This window comes from Sphingomonas cynarae (genome assembly GCF_039537815.1).
Taxonomy (GTDB): Bacteria; Pseudomonadota; Alphaproteobacteria; order Sphingomonadales; family Sphingomonadaceae; genus Sphingomonas; species Sphingomonas cynarae.
Genome location: NZ_BAABBF010000002.1, coordinates 576,564 through 598,731, shown reverse-complemented (window position 1 = coordinate 598,731; position 22,168 = coordinate 576,564). Strand labels below are relative to the sequence as shown.

The following is a 22,168-nucleotide window of genomic DNA, read 5'->3' as shown; positions in this document are numbered from 1 at the left end:
ATGCCAGAGGCGCGAGGGTGATGCTGGCGTTTCTCCTTGCCCAGGCGACGGTTCCGGCCGCCCCTGCGCCCACACCGGCCCCCGGCCCCGTCTCCGACGGCCGCGTGCTCGGGCATTTCGCCTATGGCGACGTTGCGCCCGACGAACTGGTGATGGTGCCCGCCGATCTGTCGGTCCACGCCTGCCGCGTCCGGCGCGAAATGCTGCCCGATCTCCAGCGACTGATCGCCGCCGCCGCGACCGACCCGGCGGCGGGGGGCCGCATCCTCGCGCTGTCGTGCCACCGCTCGATCGCGCGCCAGTCCTCGGTGTTCGCCACCGGTGGCGAGGGGGATGCGCAATCGCGCGCGATCTCGGTCGCGCCCCCCGGCCATAGCGAGCATACCACCGGCTTCGCGGTCGACTTCGCGGTTCGCCCCCATGGCGGCTGCCCGGATATCGAGGCATGCATGGCGGCGCTGCCCCCGGCGCGCTGGCTGATCGCCAATGGCCCCCGCTTCGGCTTCGAACTCAGCTTCCCGCCCGGCAATGCGCAACGGGTGAAGTGGGAACCATGGCACTGGCGCTGGGTCGGCACGACCGCGTCGACGCCCGGCGCGGCGAAGGCGCGGTTCCTGTTCGCCCGCGCGCGCGCTGCCTTTCCCGCCGATCCCGGCATCCGTCCGCCGCTGCGGATCGTGCTGACCGGGCAACCCTCGCCCCCCGTCCTCGCAGCGCCGGTGAAGGACAGGAAGAAGAAGCGCCGCCGCTGATCCGCGCGCGACGCTTCCGGGGGGATCGGTGCCACAAAACATCATGTGCCGCCCCGGCGGAGGCCGGGGCCCAGTTGGGTAACGTCGGCGGTCCATCGCCGAAGACGTTCCAGCTGGACCCCGGCCTCCGCCGGGGAAGTGGCCCGTGATCGTCGTTACAGCATGTTCACCACGCCCCCCCTTGCCGGAAAGGAGCGTGGCAAGCCTCAGCCCGCCAGCTTCGCCGCCGTTTCGGCGATGCGCTTGCCCTGATAGCGCGCGCCATCCAGTTCCACCGCGCTGGGCTGGCGAGAGCCATCGCCATCGGCCAGCGTCGACGCACCGTAAGGCGTGCCGCCCTTCACCTCGTCCAGCCCGTTCTGGCCGGCGAACCCGTAATCCAGCCCGACGATCGTCATGCCATGGTGGAGCAGGTTGGTGATGATCGAGAACAAGGTCGTCTCCTGCCCGCCATGCTGGCTGGCGGTGGAGGTGAACGCGCCGCCGACCTTGCCGATCAACTTGCCCTGGAACCACAGGCCGCCGGTCGTGTCCCAGAACGCCGCCATCTGGCTGGGCATCCGGCCGTACCGGGTCGGCGCACCGACGATGATCGCGTCGTACTTGGCCAAGGCATCCGGCCCCTCGATCTCGGCATGCTTCGTATCGGTCTTGAAATGCGCGGCCTCGACCACCGCCTGGGGCGCGGTTTCGGCGACGCGGCGGATGTCCACCTCGGCCCCGCCGGCGCGCGCGCCCTCGGCGACGGCATCCGCCATCTGCTCGATATGGCCGTAGGACGAGTAATAGAGCACGAGGACCTTGGTCATGATGATTTCCTTCGACAGGTAAAAGTCAGGCAGCTGAACGTCAGGCAGCGTCGACGAGGACGATTTCGGCGGCTTCGGTCGCGGTGATCGTCACCGTTCCCGCCGACAACGCCACACCGTCGCGCGCGTTCACCGTCTCGCCATCGATCGTCAGCGTACCGGTGGCAGGCACCAGATAGGCATGACGACCCGCGCCGACGGTGTGCGTCACGCTTTCCCCCGCCTGCAACGTCGCCGCCAGCACGCGCGCCTCCGCCCGGATGCGCAGCGCGTCGGTGTCCTCGGCGAAGCCGCTGGCCAGCACGGTCAGCTTGCCGGACCGCTCGTCCTTGGGAAACGGGCGGGCGCCCCAGCTCGGCTCGCCGCCGCGGGTGGTGGGCTCGACCCAGATCTGGAACAGCGTCGTCGCCTCTTCCTCGACATTGTATTCGGCATGGCGGACGCCCGATCCGGCGCTCATCACCTGCACGTCGCCCGCCGCGGTGCGGCCGGTATTACCCAGCGAATCCTGATGCGTGATCGCGCCGGTGCGGACATAGGTGATGATCTCCATGTCGCGGTGCGGATGCGGCGGAAAACCCGAATTGGGGGCGATGACATCGTCGTTCCACACCCGGATCGCGCCCCAGCCCATCCGGTCGGGATCGTGATAGCTGGCGAACGAGAAGTGATGGCGCGCATCCAGCCAGCCGTGGTTCGCGTGGCCGAGGCTGTCGAAGGTACGGCGATCGATCTTGGTCATGGTGTCGGACATGATGCTATCTCCTTTGCTTGCCCCCAAGATAGGCGGTCGCATCACGACGTAAACGGAAACGATAGAAAATGATCGTTTCCGTTTATTGGATTATTCGCGAGTAATCCACTGTTCGAAGACGGGCCGCGATCGCCGAATTGCTATCGACGCCCGCTGCCAAAAGGCCGACATAGCCACGGCAATACAGGAACCCCGTCATGCGTCTGCCCGATCTGGAAGCATGGGCGATCTTCGCCGCCGTGGTCGAACACCGGTCGTTCAGCGCCGCCGCCGACGGGATCGGCCTGTCCAAGGCGACCGTGTCGAAGGCGGTGTCGCGGCTGGAGGCACAACTCGGCCAGTCGCTGTTCCACCGCACTTCGCGCCGGCTGGCGCTGACGGAGGCGGGACGGCCGCTGGCCGACCATGCCCAGCGCATCGTCGCCGAGGCCCGCGCCGCCGAGGAAGCCGCGCGCGATGCCGCCAGTTCGCCGGCCGGCACCGTCCGCCTCGCCGTGCCGATGAGCTTCGGGGTCGCCAACGTCGCGCCGCTGATCGCGCGGTTTTTGACGCTGCACCCCGGCGTCCAGATCGACCTGCATCTGTCCGACGCGCGGGTCGATATCGTCGCGGAGGGATTCGATGTCGCGCTCCGGATCGGCGATCTCGCCGATTCCAGTCTCCGCGCGCGCCGGTTGTGCGAGATCGCGACGCATATCGTCGCCGCCCCCGCCTATCTCCATGCCGCCGGCGAGCCGCGCCATGCCGCCGAACTCGCCCGCCACCGCCTGATGCGCTATGCCAACATCACCGGTCCGTGGCGACTGCACGGCCCCGACGACGCGGAGGTGACGGTGCGTCCCGAAGGACCGCTCGCCGCCAACAGCGGCGACGCGCTGATCCCCGCACTGATCGCCGGGCTGGGCATCGCCGCGCTGCCGGGGTTCATCGTCGGGCCGCATCTGGCCAGCGGCGCGCTGGTCGCGATCCTGCCGGAATGGACGCCGCCGCCGGTCGGGCTGCACCTGCTCACCCCGCCCAGCCCGCTGCGCCCGCAACGCGTGGAGGCGCTGATCGCCTTTCTCAGCCGGCACCTGCGCGATCCCTGCACCCAGCCCGCGGCTGTCCTACAGCCCGGTCATCTGGCAGATACGGCGGATGCCTGACGCCACCGCCCGCCCGCACGCCCCCCTTCGCCATAGCCGATCCCCGCGCCCTCCGGGCGTCCACGTCCATGCCCGCGCAGGGGTGTAGGATGCGACTTTCGTGACTTTCCACCGTGACTTTCCGGGCATGGTTCCGGGCAAAGTCGTTGCGGGCACGAAACACCGGCTACGGTTGAAAAACCGTAAATGGGTGTAAAAAAACCAACCGATTTAAGTGTCGATTAACCTTTCGCGTTCATTGCTTGTGTGGTTAATATTCGGGTCTGCCGCTTCGACGACGAGCGGTCCCGCGGCTGGGGAATACCTGTATGCGCGTGCTGCTGATCGAAGACGAGCCGACGACCGCCAAGGCCATCGAGCTGATGCTGAATACCGAGGGGTTCAACGTCTACACCACTGATCTCGGTGAGGAGGGCCTGGATCTCGGCAAGCTGTATGATTACGATATCATCCTGCTCGACCTGAACCTGCCCGACATGCACGGGTACGACGTGCTGAAGAAACTGCGCGTCGCCCGCGTGACGACGCCGGTGCTGATCCTGTCGGGCGTGAACGAGATGGACTCCAAGGTCCGCTCGTTCGGGTTCGGCGCGGACGATTACGTGACCAAGCCGTTCCACCGCGAGGAACTGATCGCGCGCATCCACGCCGTGGTCCGCCGGTCGAAGGGTCATTCGCAGTCGGTGATCCGCACCGGCAAGCTGGCGGTCAATCTGGATGCCAAGACCGTCGAGGTCGATGGCGCCCGCGTCCATCTGACCGGCAAGGAATATGCGATGCTGGAGCTGCTGTCGCTCCGCAAGGGCACCACGCTGACCAAGGAGATGTTCCTGAACCATCTCTATGGCGGCATGGACGAACCCGAACTCAAGATCATCGACGTCTTCATCTGCAAGCTGCGCAAGAAGCTGAGCATGGCGTGCGACGGCGACAACTACATCGAAACCGTCTGGGGCCGCGGCTATGTGCTGCGCGAAGCCGAAGAGGTCGCCGCGACGCAGGTGGCCTGAGGGGAGCGGGCCGGCGAGATGACGCCGCCCGCCCCGTCTCGTCCCGTCATCACCCCCCCGGTCCGTCACCAAGCCCCGGTCCGTCATTGCGAGCGCAGCGAAGCAATCCAGTACCCCGCGCGGGGCGCCCTGGATCGCTTCGCTACGCTCGCGATGACGGCGGGGCTGCGCTGGCAACGACGACGGGATAGTGTTCGGTAAACGACAGCGGGAAACCTACCCCCGCGCCGCCACCGCATAGAGCGCGATCGCTGCGGCGTTCGACACGTTCAGGCTCTCCACCTTGGGCGAGATCGGCAGCTTCGCCAGCAGGTCGCAATGCGCCTCGGTATTCTGGCGCATCCCCTCACCCTCGGCGCCCAGCACGATGCAGATGCGCTGCGTGCCCATCGCCTCCCCCAGCGTCTGGGTGGCGTGGCCGGTCAGGCCGATCCGCCAGAACCCGGCCTCCGCGATCTCCTCCAGCGCTCGCGCCAGATTGACGACGCGGATCCACGGCACCGTCTCCAGCGCGCCCGATGCGGCGCGCGCCACCGTGCCCGATTCGGGCGGGGCGTGCCGGTCCTGCGTCACGATGCCCAGCGCGTCGAACGCCGCCGCGGAACGCAGAATCGCGCCGACATTGTGCGGGTCGGTCACTTGGTCCAGCACCACCAGCGGCCGGCGATCGTCCTGCCCCAGATGCAGCAGGTCGCCCAGCCACATGTCCTCCAGCGGATCGACCTCCGCCACCACGCCCTGATGCGGCGCATCGGCGGGGACGAGGCGGCCGAGGTCGGCGACATCGGCATAGGTCACCGGAATCACCGGCGGCACCTCCAGCAATGCCGCCGCCTCGCGCGTCAGCCACAGCTTGCGCACGGTGCGGTCGGGATTGGCGAGCGCCGCCGTCACCGCATGTCGACCCCACAGGCGGGGGCGGTTGGCGGTGCCGGTGGAAGGGCGGTGTCCGCGGCGGGCCATCAGTCGTTATCCTCAGGGTAGGCAAAGGGATCGGTGACCGCGGGCTGCGTGGGCAGCGGCGGCCGGGGTAGCGCCTTGTCGGCATCGGCGGCGGCGAGCAGCACGCCCGCCAGGACGGTCGACCCCTGTCGCATGTCCTGCGCTTTCAGGTGATCGAAGGTGTCGATCGCGCTATGATGGATACGGCTGCCATAGTCGAGCGGGTCCTGCACGAACTGGAACGCGGGCACGCCGATCGCCTGCATGAACACATGGTCGGTCCCGTCGGTCCGGCCCGCCACCACCGCATCCGCGCCCATCGAGGCGAACGGCGACAGCCACGCGCGCAAGGTGGACACCGTCGCCGGTCCGCCATTCTCGGCATACAGGCCGCGCAGCTTGCCCGATCCGTTGTCGATGTTGAAATAGGCGGTCAGGTCGCGGTACCCGGCCCGCGGCACGATCGGCCAGCGCTGGCCATAGGTGTAATAGGCGGACAGCCCGGTCGGCATCGGCTCACCCGGCTTGCCGCGCGCGGCGAGGTGACGGTCGACATAGGCGATCGAGCCGAGCAGCCCCTGTTCCTCCCCCGCCCACAGCACGAAGCGGATCGTGCGGCGCGGGCGCACGCCCGTGGCGGCTAGGATGCGCGCCGCCTCCATCACCATGGCGCTGCCCGCGCCGTTGTCGGCGGCGCCGTCGGCCGCCACCCAGCTGTCGAGATGCGCGCCGGCCATCACATAGCCCGCCTTGGGGTCGGTGCCGGGAATCTCGGCGATGACGTTGTACGCCTGCGCGTCGCCATCGTCGAAGCGCACGTCGCTGACGATCTCCAGCACGGGCGCGGGGCCCGTTTTGGCGAGGCGCGTCAGGCGGCGATAATCCTCGGCGGCAATCTGCACGGCGGGCAGTTTCGGCGTCTCGCCGGTGCCGAACAGATATCCCTCGCCGCTGACGAGCTTGCCGTCGCGATAGCTCATCGTCGCCTGCGCCACCGCGCCCTCGGCGGCAAGGAACGCGTCGCGCTTGGCCTCGAATTGCGCGTCACGCAGTTCCTTCGCCTCGGCGGCGGGATCGTTGACGGGCTGTTCGTACCGGTCGAGCTTGGCGATGTCCTCCCCCCCCAGCCGGCGGAACGCGGGCGTCTCCGGGTCGCGCGGCGGGGTCGGCTGGCTGACGAGAACGATCCTGCCGCGCAGCTTGCCGCGCCATGTCGCGAAATCGCGCTCGTTCCGCAGGGGCGCGACGATGATCGGCGCGGTCAGCGGCGTCGGCCCGGTCGCGGGGGTCCAGGCGACCGGGATCGCGGTCAGCTGGATCGGGCGCGGCGACACCATCCGCACGCTCGACCGTTCGATCGACCAGCCGCGCCCGAATGGAAAGCCTTCCTTGTGGACGTTCTTCAGGCCCCAGGCGGCGAACCGTTCGCCGGTCCACGTCTCGGCCCGGCGCATGGCGGGCGAGTTGGTCAGGCGCGGGCCGATCTGGTCGGTCAGCACCTGCACGGTCGTCATGACCTCGCTGTGGTTCATCCCCTGATCCATGATCCGTGCGATTGCGGCGTCGTGGCCGGCGGCGGCCTGCGCGGCGAGCGGCAGGGGAGCGAGCGGCCCGGCGACCATGACGGCCGCGGCAAACAGCGGATGACGACGCAATACCGGCTCCCTTTTGATGAATTTCATGACTGGCCCGCCTGCTATGCGCCGCAAACCGTGCGTGCAAGCGTTGACACGGCCGATCAGCTTCGTCATGGAGCCGCCTCGCCGTTGGCGGCTCATCTGGACAGGTGGCCGAGTGGTTAAAGGCAGCAGACTGTAAATCTGCCCGTGCAAGCGTACGCTGGTTCGAATCCAGCCCTGTCCACCACCGCCCCGACCGGCGGTATTTTTCCAGGCACATCATCCGGCATCGGCGTTTCCCCGCGGGGCAAGACGCTGTATCGACAGCGATCGTCCTTCTCGATCGCAGGTGTCTTCCTATGTCCGTCCATTCCCGTGGAACCGCCTTCGACTGGGCCGATCCGCTTCGTCTCGATGCGCAGCTGAGCGACGAGGAACGGATGATCCGCGATGCCGCCGCCGCCTTCGCGCAAGACAAGCTGCGGCCCCGGGTCGATCGCGCCTATCTCGACGAACATACCGATCCGGCGATCTTCCGCGAGATGGGCGAGGCCGGGCTGCTCGGCGTCACGCTGCCCGCGGACTATGGCTGCGCGGACGCGGGCTACGTCGCCTACGGCCTCGTCGCGCGGGAGATCGAGCGGGTCGATTCCGGCTATCGCTCGATGATGTCGGTGCAGTCGAGCCTCGTGATGTTCCCGATCCACGCCTATGGCTCGGACGCGCAGCGCGAGAAATATCTGCCCGGCCTCGCACGCGGCGAGCTGATCGGCTGTTTCGGCCTGACCGAGCCCGATGCCGGCTCCGACCCCGGGGGCATGCGGACGAAGGCGGTGAAGACCGCCGACGGCTATCGCCTGTCGGGCGCGAAGACGTGGATCTCCAACGCGCCGATCGCCGACGTGTTCGTCGTCTGGGCGAAGTCGGAGGCGCATGGCGGCAAGGTGCGCGGCTTCGTGCTGGACAAGGGCATGGCGGGCCTGTCCGCGCCCAAGATCGACGGCAAGCTGTCGCTGCGCGCCTCGGTGACGGGCGGGATCGTGATGGAGGATGTCGAGGTCGGCGAGGATGCGCTGCTGCCCGGCGTCGAGGGGATGAGCGGGCCGTTCGGCTGCCTCAACCGCGCCCGCTACGGCATCTCGTGGGGGGTGATGGGCGCGGCGGAGGATTGTTTCCACCGCGCGCGCCAATATGGCCTCGACCGGCACCAGTTCGGCCGGCCGCTCGCGGCGACGCAGCTGTTCCAGAAGAAGCTGGCGGATATGGAGACGGAGATCGCGCTGGGGTTGCAGGCGTCGCTGCGCGTCGGCCGGATGCTGGACGACGGCAGCTTCTCGCCCGACATGATCTCGCTCATCAAGCGCAACAATTGCGGCAAGGCGCTGGATATCGCCCGCACCTCGCGCGACATGCATGGCGGCAACGGCATCCAGATCGAATATGGCGTGATGCGGCATCTGGTGAATCTGGAGACGGTGAACACCTATGAAGGCACGCACGACGTCCATGCGCTGATCCTGGGCCGCGCGATCACGGGCCTGTCGGCCTTCGCATGACCGCGCCGCTGCGCGGGCTGCGGGTGATCGAGCTGGCGCGCATCCTCGCCGGCCCGTGGATCGGCCAGACGCTCGCCGATCTGGGCGCGGAGGTCATCAAGGTCGAGGCGCCGGAGGGCGACGATACCCGGCGCTGGGGGCCGCCGTTCGTGACGCGCGATGCCCCCGATCATGATGGCGATGGCGGGCGGGAAACGGTCGCCGCCTATTTCCACGCCGCCAACCGGGGCAAGACATCGGTAACGTGCGACTTCGCCGATCCCGGCCAGCGCGACCGGCTGCTGGCGCTGATCGACACCGCCGACGTGCTGATCGAGAATTTCCGGGTCGGCGCGCTGGCCCGGTTCGGGCTGGATTACGAAACGCTGGCGCGGCGCAACCCGCGCCTCGTCTATGCCTCGGTCACCGGCTTCGGGCAGACCGGGCCGCGCGCGCACCAGCCGGGCTATGATTTCCTGATCCAGGGCATGAGCGGGATCATGGACCTGACCGGCGATCCCGGCGGCGAGCCGCAGAAGGTGGGGGTCGCGTGGATCGACATCATGACCGGGCTGTACGGCGTGATCGGGATCCAGGCCGCGCTGGCCGAACGCGACCGGTCCGGGCGGGGGCAGCAGGTCGATCTGTCGCTGCTCGACACCGGGATCGGCGTGCTCGCCAATCAGGCGATGAACCATCTGGTCGGCGGCGCGACGCCGACCCGGCTGGGCAACGCGCACCCCAATATCGTGCCCTATCAGGTGTTCGCGGTGGCGGACGGCCATGTCATCATCGCCTGCGGCAACGACCGGCAGTTCGTGGCGCTGTGCGCGGTGCTGGGGATGGCGTCGCTGGGGACCGATCCCGCCTATGCCGACAATGCCGGGCGCGTCGCGCATCGCAACACGCTGTGCGCCCGTCTGGGCGACGGGTTGCGCGGCTGGGCGAAGGCGGCGCTGATCGAGGCGCTCGACCGGGCGGGGATACCCGGCGGCCCGATCAATTCGGTGGCGGAGGCGCTGGCCGATCCGCAAGTGGCGGCGCGGGCGATGATGATCGCGCCGGGCGGTATTCCCGGCCTGCGCACCCCGATCGCCTTTTCGCGCAGCCGGCTCGATCTGGACGATGGCGCACCCGATCTGGGTGCGCCGATCTGATAACGGTGATGGCGGCGGGCCTGACGGATCGGGCCCGCCGCCAATCGATCAGCGCAGGCGGCGACGCGTCGCCGCGGTGGCGCCGGCCCCGGCCGCACCGGCGCCGATCAACAGCGCCAGCACGAGGACGAACGAGGTACCGGCGGCGGCACCGGCCGCCTTGTCGGTGGCGGACTTGGCGGTCGCGACCGTCTCGTTCTTGGTCTGGACGAAGCGCTGCTTGGCACGCGTCACCTGGGCCTGGGCCTCGGGACGGCTGATCTTGCGCTGGGCGGCGACGATGTCGACGATGCGGGCCTCGGCCTGCTGGCCATCGGTGCCGCCACGGGCAAGCGCGGGCAGTTCGGTCGCGATTTCCTTCTGCGCCTGTTCGGGCGTCATCTGCGCGGGATCGTTCGGCGCGTCCGACAGATAGGCCGCGGCCTCGCTGCGCACGTCGCTTTCGTCGACGCCGGCGAGCGATGCCGCCTTGGGCGCCGCTGCGCCGACGGTGGTACCGGCCGCGCCGGCCACCGCGCCCACCGTGCGGAACGCGCCGCCGATGATGCCGCCGACCGCCGAGGTCAGCAGGTACAGCGTCAGGATCAGCGTGACGCCCCACACGACCAGACCGTGGACGAGCGCGTCGAACCGCGCATGCACCCCCGCGACGCGTGCGGCGGCATAACCACCCGCCCCCAGCGCCACCACCGTGGTGATGAGCCAGTAGATGCCGGCGCCGATGCCGAACCCGGTGGCCCCGGGCGTCGTGCCCTCGACCGGATCGACCATGGTCAGGCCGATGCCGGCCCCCAATATGCCCAGCACCAGCTGGACCGCGACGGCGATGACGACGCCGGCAAAGATCGCGCCCCATGAAATGCGGGTCGCCGTCTTGCCGGGATAAGCGGCATCGACCGGCGCAAGGCCGGTGGTAACGTGGGTCGTCATAATCACTCCTGTTGAAATCTGATGGTCGCCGCGGTCAGCGCCGCGGGGATTTCCCGGTCGTCGGGGCGTGGTCCGCCCCGGACCCGTTCATTTCGGCTTTCCGGACTTCGGCCTTCTCAACTCCGGCCCCCTCAACGCCAGCCTGGCGTTCGGTGGTACCGCGGTCGCGCGCGGCGTCGTCGCCGATCAGCTTGCCGATCGCCTCCTGGACAGAGCCCTTGGTGGCGCGCGTCGCCGCCGCCTTCGCCGCGGCATCGTCGCCTGTCCGCCGCGCCGTCATGCCACCGTCTCCTGAACCGGCTTCTCGATCGCGACGCCCTCGCCGTCGAAACCGCGCGCGCGCGCCCACGCCACTGCGGCGATCCGGCGGTTGACGCCGATCTTGGCGTAGATGCGCGCGACATGGTTGCGCACGGTATTACCCGCGACATCCAGCGTGCGCGCGATCGTCTTGTCGTCGCAGCCGCGGCAGATCAGCGCCAGCACGTCGCGTTCGCGCGCGGTCAGGTCGTCCAGCCCCGGGCCGTCGGGCGCCATCTGCGGCGCCCGCAACCGGGCCAGCTTGTCCATGACGGTGCGGCTGAACCAGCTCGTATCCTTCATCACCGCCTCGATCGCCTCGACCAGCTCGACCTCGGTCGCCTTGCGCTGGGTGATGTCCTGAAACGCCCACAACACGCAGGCATCGTCGCCCAATCGGATCGCCTCGGTCGAGACGATGCAGTCGATCGCGGTGCCGTCCTTGCCGTGGATGCGCGCTTCGCGGCCGCGCAGATCGTGGCCGCCGTCGATCGCCGCCTCGATCTGGCGACGCATCGTGTCGCTCTCCCACAGCTCCACCTCGCCCAGCGGCCGGCCGATGATCTCGGTCGAACTGTAGCCGGTCATCTGGGTGAAGCTGGCATTGACCTCGCACAGCAGGTGCCCGTCGCGTGCGCCGATCGCCATCGGCACCGGTGCCAGCTGGAACGTGCGGGTGAAGCGCTCCTCGCTGTGGCGCAGTGCGCCCTCGGCCTTCCGGCGCGGTTCGAGATCGGCGAAGGTGAACAACATGCAGGGCTGATCGTCCATGTCGATCGGCTGACCCGCGACGATCACCAGCCGGGTACCACCACCGGGCAGCTCCAGCTCCGCCTCCATCTGCGGGATCGTCCTGCCCTCGGCCAGGCGTGCCTTGGCCAGATCGCGGCGATCCGCATCGCGCAGCACGTCGATCTCATAGACGGTCTTGCACAGCACCTGATCGCGCTGCCGCCCGGTCATGTCGAGGAAACCCTGATTGACCTTCACGAACCGGAGGTCGCTCAACCGGCATATAACCGCGGGCGCGGGATTGGCGTTGAACGATTGCTCGAACCGGTCCTCCGCCTCGAACCGGGCGGACACGTCCTGAATGATCAGGACGAGACACGCCGGCTCGCCATTGTCGGCATCGTTGAGGACGAGGCTGCGCACCTGATGGACCCAGCGTGGCGCATCCTCGCCCGCGACGGTCACCTCGACCACCACCTCGGAGAACGAGTCGCCTGCGACGACGCGTTCGATCGGATATTCGTCCGCCTCGACCCGGTGGTTGTTGCGGTAGCGCAACTGGAAGCGCGCCCGGTATTCGTCCACCGTCGCGCCCAGATCGGCGATGTCGCCGACGCCGTGCATGGCAAGTGCGGCATCGTTCGCCCAGAGCAGGCTCTGGTCGGGATCGATCAGGATCACGCCCTCGTCCAGACCGGCGATGATCTGGCGCAGATGGCGCAGATCGGCGGTCTCGCGCAGGGATTTGAACAATGCCTCGGCCATGACGGATCAGTCGCGACGCCCGTGGACCAGCCAGGCGAGGCCGTATCCGACCAGCGCGGCGGCGGCGGCCCACAGCAGCGGCGTATCCTCGACGGTGCGCACGGCGGCCGTGCCACCCTTGCGGGCCGCATCGGCGACCTTTTCGCCTGCCGCCGTCAGCCGCTCGCGCGCATCCTCGGCAAGGTCCGGCGCGGCATCGATCGCCTCATTCACGACCGAACGGGCGCGGCCATAGCCATGCTGCGCGGCCCCGGCGACCTGATCGACGATGCCGTCCACCTTCCAGTCGCGGCTGTCGACGGCGTCACCGATCGACTTCTCGACCTTGCCACCGACATAACGGGCACCGCCCTGCAGTTCGTCCTTGTTCATCTGTCTGTCCTTGATGTCGGGAATAGGGATGTTGGGAATAAGGAGAGGCCGCCGTTACGGCATGACACCGCAACCGGCCGCGGCCTTGCCGACGGCCAGCGGGATCGCGGGGTCCCTGAGTTCGCCGGCGACGCGCAGCAGATCGCCGACCGTCAGGACACCGGGGCTGGTATCATTCTTGCCGTAAGCCGCCGCAGCGCGTCCGAGTTGCTGGAGCTGGCCGAGCGAGAGATCACCCTGCAAGCGGGTGCCGACGCAACTGGCGCGTTGCTGGTCGAGACCATAGCGCTGGAGACCGGTCGAGATCCGCGTCGCCGGTGCGGCACAGGCGACCAGCGTCAATGCGCCGGCGATGGTCGTGACGATGGTCTTCACGGCAATTCCTCTTGCGACCGCGCCCGCTGGTCGCGGCCGGTTCGGGCGTATCAACCACCCGGCAAGTTGCTCGTTCCTGGTATTTTAGCCGATCTGGCTAGTCTTGATGTACCACATCGATACGATCGGCCTGTGTCAGATAGAGTTTGCGCAGGCGGAGATGGATCGCCCGGGCATCGGCATCCTGCGTCTGTCCGGCGAGCCGTTCGTGATCCTGCGCACGCTTGAGCAGATATTCATGCTCGTCCGGCCCGGTGCGGGAGGCGGGATCGGGATCATACTGGTCGGCCATGTCCGATCGCTACCATGCGGGCATGACCGGCCATATCGTCCAGATGCACCAACGCCCTAGTACAAGCGCACCAGTGGCAGGACGGTCCCATGATGCCGCCACGCCGCGAGGCATTCGCAACCGCGAAAACATCCGTTTTAGCAGACATTTAACCGTTTTCCGGCAGGGATCGGCGGTGAAGGAGTGCCCAAGGTGCTGGTGGTGGAAACGGGGTTCGAGACGGTCGCACTGCGCGATCTGGAGGCGATGACCGTCGAGGAACGCGACGCCCTGCCGTTCGGGGTGGTCGGGTTCGGCGCGGATACGATCGTCCAGACCTATAACGCGACGGAGGCGCGGATGTCGGGGCTCGATCCGACGACGGTGGTCGGCGTCCCCTTCTTCGATGCCGTCGCGCAGTGCATGAACAACTTTCTGGTCGCGCAACGGTTCGAGGACGAGGCGGACCTGGACGAGATCGTCCCCTATGTGCTGACCCTGAGGATGCGCCCGACCAAGGTACGGCTGCGCCTGCTGGCGATTGCCGGCATGCCGCGCCGCTATATCCTGATCGAACGATGAGGCGGTCATGACCGACAAGTCGAGCGAGGAACAGCTGCTCGAATTCCTCTATGCCTGTCCCGTCGGGCTGATCGAATGCGATGCCGCCGGCGACATCGGGATGATGAACCCGTATGCGATGCAGCACCTGTTGCCGCTTGCGGGGCCGCGCGATGCCGGCAACCTGTTCGCCGCGATGGAACGCCACGCCCCCGAACTGCGCAGTATCGTGGCCGCCCATGTCCCGGCCACTGGGCGCATCTGCGACGGTCACCGCATTTTCGTCGACCTTGGCCCCGGCCGCAAGGCGGGGGCGCCCAAGGTGCTGGCGTGTACGCTGGTGAAGCTGGGTGTCGATCGCCTGATGGTGACGCTGACGGATATCAGCCAGCAGGTAGTGCAGGAGGAACGGCTGCGTCAGGCGGATGCATGGTTCGCGACGCTGCTCGACGGGATCAACGACTATGCCGCGCTGACGATCGAGACCGATGGCCGGATCGCCTCGGTCGATCCCTGCTTCACCCGACAGACCGGCCACGACCATGCGGCGGTGATCGGTCGCGACCTCGCCGACATCCTGACCGCCGACACCGCCGGCGGCGACCTGCGGCTGGACGAACAGCTGGAAATCGCCGGACGCGACGGCTGGCACCTGCAGGAGGGGTGGCAGACCCGCGCCGATGGCGGACGCTACTGGTGCCAGCGGCTCGTCGTCGCGCGTTCGGAGGGGGACGATCCCGCCCCGTCCGGCTTCTCGGTGGTGCTGCGCGACGTTCCGCGTCACGAAACCGCGGCGGCCGATCTGCGCCGCCTGCTGACCTGCGACCATCTGACCGGCGCGGCCAACCGCCGGCATTTCGCGCAGACGATGGAGCGCGAACAGGCGCATTGGCAGGAACTGCGGCAGTCGCTGTCGCTGATCGTCCTCGACCTCGATCACTTCAAGGCGGTGAACGACGCCCATGGCCACCCGGTCGGCGACATGCTGCTGCGTCAGGTCGCCGAGACCTGTACCGCGTTGCTGCCGCCACGGGGCATCTTCGCCCGGCTGGGCGGCGAGGAGTTCGGCGCATTGCTGCCGCGCCACGACCATGCGCAGGCGATCGCGCTGGCCGAACAGATGCGCGAGGGCATCGCCGCACTGGAGATCACGACCCCGCGCGGGCCGCTCAACGCCACCGCGAGCCTGGGCTGGGCGACGCTGGACGAGGCGGGCGGATCGATCGACGCACTGATCGCGCTGGCCGACAAGCGGCTCTATGCCGCCAAACACGCCGGCCGGAACCAGGTCTACCAGCCGGAAGCGCGTGCGGCGTGACGAGCGCTGCCCTGCCCCGTTCCGTGCTGTCCCGTTCCGCGGTGCGCCGCATCGCCTGTGCGGTCGTCACCGCCGAACTGCGCCGTCTGCGCGAGGACGGCGCCCTGCCGGCGCTGCCGGCGAACGGCTGGCCGGACCCGACACCGATCGGCGACGAAGGACTCGGGCTAGACTCGATGGAGCAACTGGGCGCGCTGGGCGCGCTGGCCGAGGCATTCGATCTCGACGACAGCCTGCTGGGCGGCGATCCGCCGTGTCTGGTCGGTGCGTGGATCGACTGGATCATGCTGGGTCATGCCGCGGGTGACGGCCGGATGACGGTCCGCACGTCGGGATCGACCGGCAACCCGGCGCCCTGCAACCACGCGATGGCCGACCTGCTGGACGAGGCGGCGTTCCTGGCGACGTGTTTCCCCGGCCGGCGACGCGTGGTGGCGCTGGTGCCCGCGCATCACCTCTACGGTATCATCTGGACGGCGCTGCTGCCGGCGGCGCTGGACGTGCCGGTCGTCGTGCGCACGGCCGGCACCGCGCTGGGCCTGACCGCCGGCGATCTGGTGGTCGCGGTGCCCGACCAGTGGCAAGCGATGCTGCGCCTGACCCGCCGGTTCCCCGACGATGTCGTCGGCGTCAGTTCGGCGGGGCCGCTCGACGACGGACTGGCGGCGGCACTGCCGGCGGCGGGGCTGGCCCGATTGTTCGATATCTATGGATCGTCGGAGACGAGCGGGATCGCGCTGCGCGAACTGCCGTCGACCGCCTATGATCTGCTGCCCCGCTGGCGGTTGCTGCCGGATGGCGGCGAGGACTGGCGGCTCGGCGACCGGGACGGCGGTGTCCACGCCCTGCCCGACCGGATAGAACGCGTCGGCGACCGCGCCATCAGACCGGTTCGCCGACGCGACGGCGCGGTGCAGGTCGCCGGTCACAATGTGTGGCCGGACCGGGTCGCCGCGGTGTTGCGCGAGGTCGACGGCGTCGCCGACGCGGCGGTGCGACTGCACGGCAACGGCCGGTTGAAGGCGTTCGTCGTGCCGCATGGCGATCACGATCCCGCCGGCCTGTCGGCCAAGATCGACCACGCCGTCACCACCCGGCTGACCGAACCCGAACACCCCAAGAGCCTGCGCTTCGGTCCGGCCCTGCCGCGTAACGAGATGGGCAAGCTGAAAGACTGGGCATGATCCATTCCCCGATCACCGCGGCCGATGTCGCACTCGCCGAACCCCTCACGATCGCGCCCGTCGATATGGCGCCGGCCGGCATGGCGGATGCGTGCCGGGGATGCCGCAGCGGCGCCCCGCTCAACATCGCGATCACGATGGCGTTCCAGCCGATCGTCGATATCGAAACCGGCGCGGTCTTCGCCTACGAGGCGCTGGTGCGCGGGCTGGACGGACGATCCGCCGGCGAGGTGCTGGCCGGGGTCGACCCGGACATGATCTACAAGTTCGATCAGGCGTGCCGGGTGAAGGCGATCGAGCTGGCCGGCGGCCTGTTCGATCCGGCGGCCGATACGAAGCTGTCGATCAACTTCATGCCGAATGCGGTGTACGAACCCAATGCCTGCATCCGCGCGTCGCTGGCGGCGGCGCGGCGCGTGGGCTTCGATCCCGGCCGGCTGATGTTCGAATTCACCGAGGATGAACGGATGCGCGACGTGGCGCATGTCCAGCGTATCCTGGCCGCCTATCGCACGCGCGGCTTCACCACCGCGATCGACGATGTCGGGGCGGGCTATGCCGGGCTGGGACTGCTCGCCGATCTGCAACCCGACATGCTGAAGCTCGACATGGCGCTGATCCGGGGGATCGATGCCTCCGCCGCACGTCGCACCATCGTGTCCGGCATGGTCCGGATCGCGGAGGGGCTGGGTATCCAGTGCATCGCCGAGGGGATCGAGACGGCGGCGGAATTGCGCACGCTGAAGGCGATCGGCATCCGCCTGTGCCAGGGATATGCGCTGGCCCGCCCTGCGACCGCCACGCTGCCGCCGATCACCCTGCCCCTCTTCGACGATCGCTGACGCGCGGGATCAGCCGATCGCGGCGGCCAGCCTCGCAATCCACTGCGCGGTGAACGACCGCGAGGCGGGGGCCTGCGGTGCGACGCCATCGAATGCGTGAAAGGCGGCGGGCACGACCCGCAGGTCGACCGTCACGCCCGCCGTCGTCAGCGCGGCGGCATAGGCAAGGTCCTCGTCCAGGAACAGGTCGAGCGTGCCGACGCCGATGAACGCGGGCGGCAACCCGGCCAGATCGCGTCGACGCGCCGGCACCGCTGCGACCGGAACCTGCGCCCCACCCGCCGGCATCCCGAGCAGCGACGACCAGCCGAACCGGTTGGACGCGGCGGTCCAGATGAACTGCCCCGTGCCCGGCCGCGCGGGTCGGCTGCTGCCCGTCCGGTCGTCCAGCATCGGATAGATCAGTATCTGGCACGCGGGCCTTACGGCGCTGCGGTCGCGCGCGGCGAAGGCCAGCATCGCGGCATGGCCGCCCCCCGCGCTCGCCCCGCCGATCGCGATCCGGGCGGGATCGACGCCGAGCGCACCGGCATGGTCGTGGACCCAGCACAGCGCCGCCAGATTGTCGTCCAGCGCGGCCGGGAACGCTGCTTTCGGCGCCAGCCGGTAATCGACCGACACGACCAGCCAGCCATGCTCGCGCGCCGCGACGCGCAGGTCGACGGGGATGCCCGCCGCCCCCGCGATATAGCCGCCGCCATGCATCCACACCACCGCCCCCCGCCCCTGCCGCCGGCGATCGGGGTCGCCATCGAACTGGACGGTGCGCACCGCAGACCGGCCGGGCAGGCCGGGGATGGTGCGCGGCACCGGCGCGGCGACGGGCACCGCCGGCGGCGTGGCGGGATGCGCATGCCTCGCGGCGGGGCGATGGCGGAACCGGTCGAGATTGGCGGCGGATACCGTCATGTCGTCGACCAGCAACAGATCGTCGATCATCGCCGGATCGACGCCCGCCAGATCGCCGCGCGACCATACGCCCGCGCCCCATGCCGGCCGGGCCGCCATGCCCAGGGCGGCACCCGCCAGAAAGACGCGGCGATCCAAGGCAGGACAGCCGGCGGGTCGATCATTGTCGGGCATGTCCATCCTCCGTCACGGCCATCGGCAAACCACATGCATCGCCCGCTCCGTCCAGCCTGTCCAGCATGGGCAGGCGACGATCGCGGTTGACGTTCGCGGCCGCAGCAATGATCGTATGCCCGCGGGGGGCCGGGGCCATTGCGAATCGTGATCATCGACGACAGCGGATTGCGCGCGACGGTGCTCGAAGAGGGCCTGCGCGAGGCGGGGTATGACGATATCCAGATCGTCGCGCCGCAGGGCGCGTTCGTCGCCCGCCTGGAACGGATGGCGCCCGACGTGGTGCTGATGGACCTGGGCAATCCCAGCCGCGACACGCTGGAGGAGATGCTGGTGGTCAGCCGCGCGCTCGCCAAGCCGATCGCGATGTTCGTCGACCGGTCGGACGACGTGATGATCGGCGCGGCGATCGATGCCGGGGTGTCCGCCTATGTCGTCGACGGGCTGCGCAAGGAACGCGTGAAGCCGATCCTCGACCTTGCGATCCGGCGTTTCAACGCCTTCGCGCGGATGCAGGCGGAACTGGACGAGGCGAAGACCGCGCTGGCCGACCGGCGCACCATCGACAAGGCGAAGACGATCCTGATGAGCAGCCGCAACCTGTCGGAACCCGATGCCTATTCGCTGCTGCGCACGACCGCGATGAATCAGGGCCGTCGTATCGTCGACGTGGCGGAGGCGCTGATTACCGCCAGCAGCCTGCTGGGGCCATCGTCGTGACGCCGCTGTCGATCGCCTTCCTGCCGCTGACCGACAGCGCCGTGCTGGTCGCCGCGCGTGAAAAGGGTTTCGCTGCCGATCACGATATCGCGCTGGCGCTGGTGCGCGCGGAAAGCTGGGCCACGGTGCGGGACCGGCTGGTCTTCGGGCAGGTGCAGGCCGCGCATATGCTGGCGCCGCTGGCGCTGGCGGTCACGCTGGGGCTGAGCCAGCATCCCGCCGCGATCGCCGCGCCGTTCAAGCTCAACGTCAACGGCAACGCGCTGGTCATGTCACCGACCTTCGCCGCCGCGCTCGACCCCGATGTCATGGCGCGCGCCGGCGATCCGGTGGCGACGGCGCATGATTTCGCGACCGCGATCGGGCTGTACCGGCGTAAACCGGTGATCGGCGTGGTCCACCGCTTCTCCAGCCATGCGCTGATGCTGCGCTACTGGCTGGGTTTTGCCGGGGTCGATCCGGATCGCGACGTGACGCTGCGGGTGCTGTCGCCGTCGCTGATGGTCGAGGCGATGCGATCGGGCGAGATCGATGGCTTCATCGCAGGCGAGCCATGGGGCAGCGCGGCGATCGCGGCAGGCCTGGCCGAACTGGTCACGCTTGGCTCGCGCATCTGGCAGCGCGGTGTGGAAAAGGTGCTGGCCTTCCGCGAGGACTGGCTGGCGGCGAATCCCGACACCGTCGATCGCCTGATCCTCGCGCTGTCGCGTGCGGCGGCATGGTGCGACGATCCCGCCCATCATGCCGAACTGGCCGAGTTGCTGGCGCGCGACACCTATCTCGGCCAGCCGGCCGAGCTGATCCTGCCCGCACTGACCGGGCAACTGGTGCCCCGACAGGGTGATCCGTCGCTGCATGCGCCGGATGCGATGATCTTCCACCGCGAAGCGGCCGGCTTCCCGTGGCGCAGCCAGGCGCTGTGGATCTATTCGCAGTTCGTCCGGTGGGGATGGATCGAGGCCGGCGCGGATATCGAACGCCGCGCCGCCGATGTCTTCCGCTCCGACGTCTACCGGCGCGCGCTGGCGGGAACGGGCGAACCGATGCCCGGCGCCAGCATGAAGGTGGAGGGATCGATCGGCGTATCGCTGCCGGTCGGCTCGTCGAAGGGTAGCCTGACGCTCGGCCCCGATCGTTTCTTCGACGGTGCGGTCTTCGATCCATCTGACATCGCGGGATATCTTGCCGCGATCGGCGGAAACCCCTCCGGCCTCTGATTTTTCGCACTTGCGAAAAACGCCGAACTAGGTCAGCTTCGGGGCAACGCGCGAGGATGCGCGTCCAGCGGGGAACGCGCCAGCGCCGGCGTCGCACCCCTCCACACAGATCAGCAAAGCCGCTGTCCGCTCGCCCGCACCCGCTGGCGATGGACGGCGGCTTTTTGCTTGGGCTCACCCATATTTCATGGAGGATTCCGATGGCGACTGCCTATTGGAAAGACACGGACGACGCGGACAAGACGGCTGCTGCCGGTTTCTGGAACAGCGGCCACAAGCCGACCCTGATCGCCGCCTTCCTGTATTTCGATCTCGCCTTCATGGTGTGGGTCGTGCTCGGCCCGCTCGCACCCGCGATCGCGGCGTCGCTGGCGCTGACCCCGGCCGAAAAGGGCTTCATGGTCGCGACGCCCACCCTGGCGGGGGCGATCCTGCGCGTCGTCAACGGCCTGCTGGTCGACCGGATCGGGCCGAAGCGGTCGGGTGCGATCAGCCAGATCATCGTGATCGCCGGGCTGCTGTCCGCCTATCTGCTGGGCGTCGACAGCTTCGGCGCCACGATCGCGCTGGGCGTCATTCTGGGTTTCGCGGGCGCCAGTTTCGCGATCGCGCTGCCGCTGGCCAGCCGCTGGTATCCGCCCGAGCATCAGGGCAAGGCGATGGGCGTCGCCGGCATGGGCAATTCCGGCACGGTGTTCGCCGCGCTGTTCGCGCCGGTGCTCGCCAAGCTGTTCGGCTGGAACGCGGTGCTGGGCCTCGCCTGCATCCCGCTGTCGATCGTCTTCGTCCTCTACATGGTGATGGCGAAGGACGCACCCGGCCAGCCCGCGCCCAAGTCGTTCGGCGCCTATCTGGAACCGCTGCGCACTGCGGACGCGTGGTGGCTGATGGCCTTTTACAGCGTGACGTTCGGCGGGTTCGTCGGGCTGGCCGCCAGCCTGCCGATCTATTTCACCGACCGGTTCGGACTGTCGCCGATCACCGCCGGCTATTGCACGGCGGCGTGCGTGTTCGCCGGGTCGCTGGTGCGGCCGATGGGTGGAGCGCTGGCGGATGCGATCGGCGGGTGCAAGGCGCTGAGCTTCGTGTTCGTCGCGGCGGCGGTGACGCTGGCGGGCGTCAGCATGGCGACCACGGTGGCCGCAGCGCTGGCGCTGTTCGTGGCGGCGATGCTGGCCTTGGGCGTCGGCAACGGCGCGGTGTTCCAGCTCGTGCCGCAGCGTTTCGCGAAGGAAATCGGGGTGATGACCGGGCTGGTCGGGTTCGCGGGCGGCATCGGCGGCTTCTACCTCGCCTCGTCGCTGGGCATCGCCAAGCAGATGACCGGCAGCTTCTCGTCCGGGTTCCTGATCTTCGCCGCGCTGTCGGCGCTGGCCTTTGTCGGGCTGACGATCGTCAAAGGCAAATGGCGCGCCTCCTGGGGCACGGCCGAGGGCGTGCGAATCTAGTTTTCGATCCCTCGCCGCAAGGTATCGCGAAGCCATCCGGAACGCCGCCTGTGCGGCATCCGGATGGCTTTGTAGTGCCCGTCATGACGGATCGGGCGACGCGCGACCGCTTTTGCCGCACCCGCGAAAAACATCTTGCCGGTCACCCGCACATCACGCATATTCGCCGGGCTCGGGCGACGCTGCTCCGGGCTCTACAGCCGGACCTGCTCAATGATGAGGGGGGACGGCGCATCGCCCGATCGGGGATCATCCCGGATCGTTCACGATGATGGCAAGGCCGCCATGCAGGCGCTGGGTTTCCCCAGCGTCCGCATGGCGGCCTTT

General features: G+C 68.7%; 23 protein-coding genes and 1 tRNA gene. 13 read left to right on the top strand and 11 right to left on the bottom strand.

The features are described 5' to 3' along the window. The first annotated feature begins 20 nt into the window (after positions 1-20). The gene (locus tag ABD719_RS06050) at positions 21-752 is read left to right on the top strand and encodes a M15 family metallopeptidase (RefSeq protein WP_344692463.1); all 732 of its coding nucleotides are present in this window, start codon (positions 21-23) and stop codon (positions 750-752) included. A gap of 206 nt (positions 753-958) precedes the next feature. Here the strand turns inward: ABD719_RS06050 and wrbA are convergent, their stop codons facing one another. After that, the gene (gene wrbA / locus ABD719_RS06045) at positions 959-1,561 is read right to left on the bottom strand and encodes an NAD(P)H:quinone oxidoreductase (RefSeq protein ID WP_344692462.1); all 603 of its coding nucleotides are present in this window, start codon (positions 1,559-1,561) and stop codon (positions 959-961) included. A gap of 40 nt (positions 1,562-1,601) precedes the next feature. Next, a complete protein-coding gene (locus ABD719_RS06040; RefSeq protein WP_192126248.1) occupies positions 1,602-2,315 on the bottom strand; it encodes a pirin family protein in 714 nt (237 codons plus the stop codon). A gap of 197 nt (positions 2,316-2,512) precedes the next feature. Between ABD719_RS06040 and ABD719_RS06035 the strand changes: the two genes are divergently transcribed. Together ABD719_RS06035 and ctrA are read left to right on the top strand one after the other, a co-directional pair. Continuing rightward, positions 2,513-3,460, top strand: a complete 948-nt coding sequence (locus ABD719_RS06035; protein WP_344692461.1) for a LysR family transcriptional regulator — start codon at positions 2,513-2,515, stop codon at positions 3,458-3,460. 308 nt (positions 3,461-3,768) lie between these two features. Then, positions 3,769-4,470, top strand: coding sequence for a response regulator transcription factor CtrA (gene ctrA, locus ABD719_RS06030; protein ID WP_192126254.1), 702 nt, complete (start codon positions 3,769-3,771; stop codon positions 4,468-4,470). A 216-nt stretch (positions 4,471-4,686) separates the two neighbouring features. Here the strand turns inward: ctrA and rlmB are convergent, their stop codons facing one another. Both rlmB and ABD719_RS06020 read right to left on the bottom strand, forming a co-directional pair. Beyond that, positions 4,687-5,433 (bottom strand): 23S rRNA (guanosine(2251)-2'-O)-methyltransferase RlmB, encoded by a 747-nt coding sequence (gene rlmB / locus ABD719_RS06025; protein ID WP_344692460.1) that lies wholly within the window; start codon positions 5,431-5,433, stop codon positions 4,687-4,689. After that, a complete protein-coding gene (locus ABD719_RS06020; RefSeq protein WP_425567124.1) occupies positions 5,433-7,034 on the bottom strand; it encodes a M20/M25/M40 family metallo-hydrolase in 1,602 nt (533 codons plus the stop codon). Before ABD719_RS06020 ends, rlmB begins: the two co-directional genes overlap by 1 nt. Positions 7,035-7,192: 158 nt before the next feature. On the opposite strand from ABD719_RS06020, the gene ABD719_RS06015 reads away from it, so the two are divergent. From ABD719_RS06015 to ABD719_RS06005, 3 genes are all read left to right on the top strand, one after another. Further along, positions 7,193-7,278, top strand: a tRNA-Tyr gene (locus ABD719_RS06015). Between the two features lie 112 nt (positions 7,279-7,390). Continuing rightward, complete coding sequence (locus ABD719_RS06010; RefSeq protein ID WP_344692458.1) at positions 7,391-8,587, top strand: acyl-CoA dehydrogenase; 1,197 nt, start codon at positions 7,391-7,393, stop codon at positions 8,585-8,587. After that, the gene (locus tag ABD719_RS06005; RefSeq protein ID WP_344692457.1) at positions 8,584-9,723 is read left to right on the top strand and encodes a CaiB/BaiF CoA transferase family protein; all 1,140 of its coding nucleotides are present in this window, start codon (positions 8,584-8,586) and stop codon (positions 9,721-9,723) included. The genes ABD719_RS06010 and ABD719_RS06005 overlap by 4 nt, the downstream gene beginning before the upstream one ends. A 48-nt stretch (positions 9,724-9,771) precedes the next feature. Here the strand turns inward: ABD719_RS06005 and ABD719_RS06000 are convergent, their stop codons facing one another. The 6 genes from ABD719_RS06000 to ABD719_RS05975 form a co-directional block, all read right to left on the bottom strand. Beyond that, positions 9,772-10,653 carry a hypothetical protein gene (locus tag ABD719_RS06000; protein ID WP_344692456.1) on the bottom strand — a complete coding sequence of 294 codons (882 nt, stop codon included), beginning with the start codon at positions 10,651-10,653 and terminating at the stop codon, positions 9,772-9,774. Positions 10,654-10,687: 34 nt separating this feature from the next. Then, the gene (locus ABD719_RS05995; RefSeq protein WP_344692455.1) at positions 10,688-10,933 is read right to left on the bottom strand and encodes a hypothetical protein; all 246 of its coding nucleotides are present in this window, start codon (positions 10,931-10,933) and stop codon (positions 10,688-10,690) included. After that, complete coding sequence (locus tag ABD719_RS05990) at positions 10,930-12,450, bottom strand: helix-turn-helix transcriptional regulator (RefSeq protein ID WP_344692454.1); 1,521 nt, start codon at positions 12,448-12,450, stop codon at positions 10,930-10,932. Before ABD719_RS05990 ends, ABD719_RS05995 begins: the two co-directional genes overlap by 4 nt. A gap of 6 nt (positions 12,451-12,456) precedes the next feature. Then, the gene (locus ABD719_RS05985; protein WP_344692453.1) at positions 12,457-12,822 is read right to left on the bottom strand and encodes a CsbD family protein; all 366 of its coding nucleotides are present in this window, start codon (positions 12,820-12,822) and stop codon (positions 12,457-12,459) included. A 54-nt stretch (positions 12,823-12,876) separates the two neighbouring features. Next, positions 12,877-13,197: a hypothetical protein gene (locus tag ABD719_RS05980; protein ID WP_344692452.1), complete on the bottom strand. Its 321-nt coding sequence runs from the start codon at positions 13,195-13,197 to the stop codon at positions 12,877-12,879. 97 nt (positions 13,198-13,294) lie between these two features. Continuing rightward, positions 13,295-13,489: a hypothetical protein gene (locus ABD719_RS05975; RefSeq protein ID WP_344692451.1), complete on the bottom strand. Its 195-nt coding sequence runs from the start codon at positions 13,487-13,489 to the stop codon at positions 13,295-13,297. Between the two features lie 183 nt (positions 13,490-13,672). Between ABD719_RS05975 and ABD719_RS05970 the strand changes: the two genes are divergently transcribed. Genes ABD719_RS05970 through ABD719_RS05955 form a run of 4 tightly spaced genes read left to right on the top strand, consistent with a single transcriptional unit; the run spans position 13,673 to position 17,373 of the window. Continuing rightward, entirely contained in the window at positions 13,673-14,050 is a 378-nt protein-coding gene (locus ABD719_RS05970) for a phosphonate transporter (RefSeq protein WP_344692450.1), read from the top strand. 7 nt (positions 14,051-14,057) lie between these two features. Continuing rightward, positions 14,058-15,347, top strand: a complete 1,290-nt coding sequence (locus ABD719_RS05965; RefSeq protein ID WP_344692449.1) for a sensor domain-containing diguanylate cyclase — start codon at positions 14,058-14,060, stop codon at positions 15,345-15,347. Further along, a complete protein-coding gene (locus tag ABD719_RS05960; RefSeq protein ID WP_344692448.1) occupies positions 15,344-16,531 on the top strand; it encodes an AMP-binding protein in 1,188 nt (395 codons plus the stop codon). The genes ABD719_RS05965 and ABD719_RS05960 overlap by 4 nt, the downstream gene beginning before the upstream one ends. Next, positions 16,528-17,373 (top strand): EAL domain-containing protein, encoded by an 846-nt coding sequence (locus ABD719_RS05955; protein WP_486387610.1) that lies wholly within the window; start codon positions 16,528-16,530, stop codon positions 17,371-17,373. The genes ABD719_RS05960 and ABD719_RS05955 overlap by 4 nt, the downstream gene beginning before the upstream one ends. Before the next feature lie 9 nt (positions 17,374-17,382). On the opposite strand, the gene ABD719_RS05950 is transcribed toward ABD719_RS05955, so the two are convergent. Continuing rightward, on the bottom strand, positions 17,383-18,456 hold the full coding sequence (locus tag ABD719_RS05950; protein WP_344692447.1) for an alpha/beta hydrolase fold domain-containing protein: 1,074 nt from the start codon (positions 18,454-18,456) through the stop codon (positions 17,383-17,385). Between the two features lie 138 nt (positions 18,457-18,594). On the opposite strand from ABD719_RS05950, the gene ABD719_RS05945 reads away from it, so the two are divergent. From ABD719_RS05945 to ABD719_RS05935, 3 genes are all read left to right on the top strand, one after another. Beyond that, positions 18,595-19,176, top strand: coding sequence for an ANTAR domain-containing response regulator (locus ABD719_RS05945; RefSeq protein WP_192126273.1), 582 nt, complete (start codon positions 18,595-18,597; stop codon positions 19,174-19,176). Further along, positions 19,173-20,393 carry a CmpA/NrtA family ABC transporter substrate-binding protein gene (locus tag ABD719_RS05940; RefSeq protein WP_344692446.1) on the top strand — a complete coding sequence of 407 codons (1,221 nt, stop codon included), beginning with the start codon at positions 19,173-19,175 and terminating at the stop codon, positions 20,391-20,393. Before ABD719_RS05945 ends, ABD719_RS05940 begins: the two co-directional genes overlap by 4 nt. Before the next feature lie 200 nt (positions 20,394-20,593). Continuing rightward, the gene (locus ABD719_RS05935; protein WP_344692445.1) at positions 20,594-21,841 is read left to right on the top strand and encodes a nitrate/nitrite transporter; all 1,248 of its coding nucleotides are present in this window, start codon (positions 20,594-20,596) and stop codon (positions 21,839-21,841) included. The last annotated feature ends 327 nt before the right edge of the window (positions 21,842-22,168 follow it).

What these genes read in the sequence shown, in the direction of transcription:
- ABD719_RS06005 (WP_344692457.1), top strand. Translation starts at nt 8,584, where the DNA reads ATGACCGCGCCGCTGCGCGGGCTGCGGGTGATCGAGCTGGCGCGCATC.
- ABD719_RS05965 (WP_344692449.1), top strand. Translation starts at nt 14,058, where the DNA reads ATGACCGACAAGTCGAGCGAGGAACAGCTGCTCGAATTCCTCTATGCC.
- wrbA (WP_344692462.1), bottom strand. Translation starts at nt 1,561, where the DNA reads ATGACCAAGGTCCTCGTGCTCTATTACTCGTCCTACGGCCATATCGAG.
- ABD719_RS06035 (WP_344692461.1), top strand. Translation starts at nt 2,513, where the DNA reads ATGCGTCTGCCCGATCTGGAAGCATGGGCGATCTTCGCCGCCGTGGTC.
- ABD719_RS06000 (WP_344692456.1), bottom strand. Translation starts at nt 10,653, where the DNA reads ATGACGACCCACGTTACCACCGGCCTTGCGCCGGTCGATGCCGCTTAT.
- ABD719_RS05955 (WP_486387610.1), top strand. Translation starts at nt 16,528, where the DNA reads ATGATCCATTCCCCGATCACCGCGGCCGATGTCGCACTCGCCGAACCC.
- ABD719_RS06010 (WP_344692458.1), top strand. Translation starts at nt 7,391, where the DNA reads ATGTCCGTCCATTCCCGTGGAACCGCCTTCGACTGGGCCGATCCGCTT.
- ABD719_RS05985 (WP_344692453.1), bottom strand. Translation starts at nt 12,822, where the DNA reads ATGAACAAGGACGAACTGCAGGGCGGTGCCCGTTATGTCGGTGGCAAG.
- ABD719_RS06050 (WP_344692463.1), top strand. Translation starts at nt 21, where the DNA reads ATGCTGGCGTTTCTCCTTGCCCAGGCGACGGTTCCGGCCGCCCCTGCG.
- ABD719_RS05995 (WP_344692455.1), bottom strand. Translation starts at nt 10,933, where the DNA reads ATGACGGCGCGGCGGACAGGCGACGATGCCGCGGCGAAGGCGGCGGCG.
- ABD719_RS05935 (WP_344692445.1), top strand. Translation starts at nt 20,594, where the DNA reads ATGGCGACTGCCTATTGGAAAGACACGGACGACGCGGACAAGACGGCT.
- rlmB (WP_344692460.1), bottom strand. Translation starts at nt 5,433, where the DNA reads ATGGCCCGCCGCGGACACCGCCCTTCCACCGGCACCGCCAACCGCCCC.
- ABD719_RS05990 (WP_344692454.1), bottom strand. Translation starts at nt 12,450, where the DNA reads ATGGCCGAGGCATTGTTCAAATCCCTGCGCGAGACCGCCGATCTGCGC.
- ABD719_RS06040 (WP_192126248.1), bottom strand. Translation starts at nt 2,315, where the DNA reads ATGTCCGACACCATGACCAAGATCGATCGCCGTACCTTCGACAGCCTC.
- ctrA (WP_192126254.1), top strand. Translation starts at nt 3,769, where the DNA reads ATGCGCGTGCTGCTGATCGAAGACGAGCCGACGACCGCCAAGGCCATC.
- ABD719_RS06020 (WP_425567124.1), bottom strand. Translation starts at nt 7,034, where the DNA reads ATGGTCGCCGGGCCGCTCGCTCCCCTGCCGCTCGCCGCGCAGGCCGCC.
- ABD719_RS05950 (WP_344692447.1), bottom strand. Translation starts at nt 18,456, where the DNA reads ATGCCCGACAATGATCGACCCGCCGGCTGTCCTGCCTTGGATCGCCGC.
- ABD719_RS05975 (WP_344692451.1), bottom strand. Translation starts at nt 13,489, where the DNA reads ATGGCCGACCAGTATGATCCCGATCCCGCCTCCCGCACCGGGCCGGAC.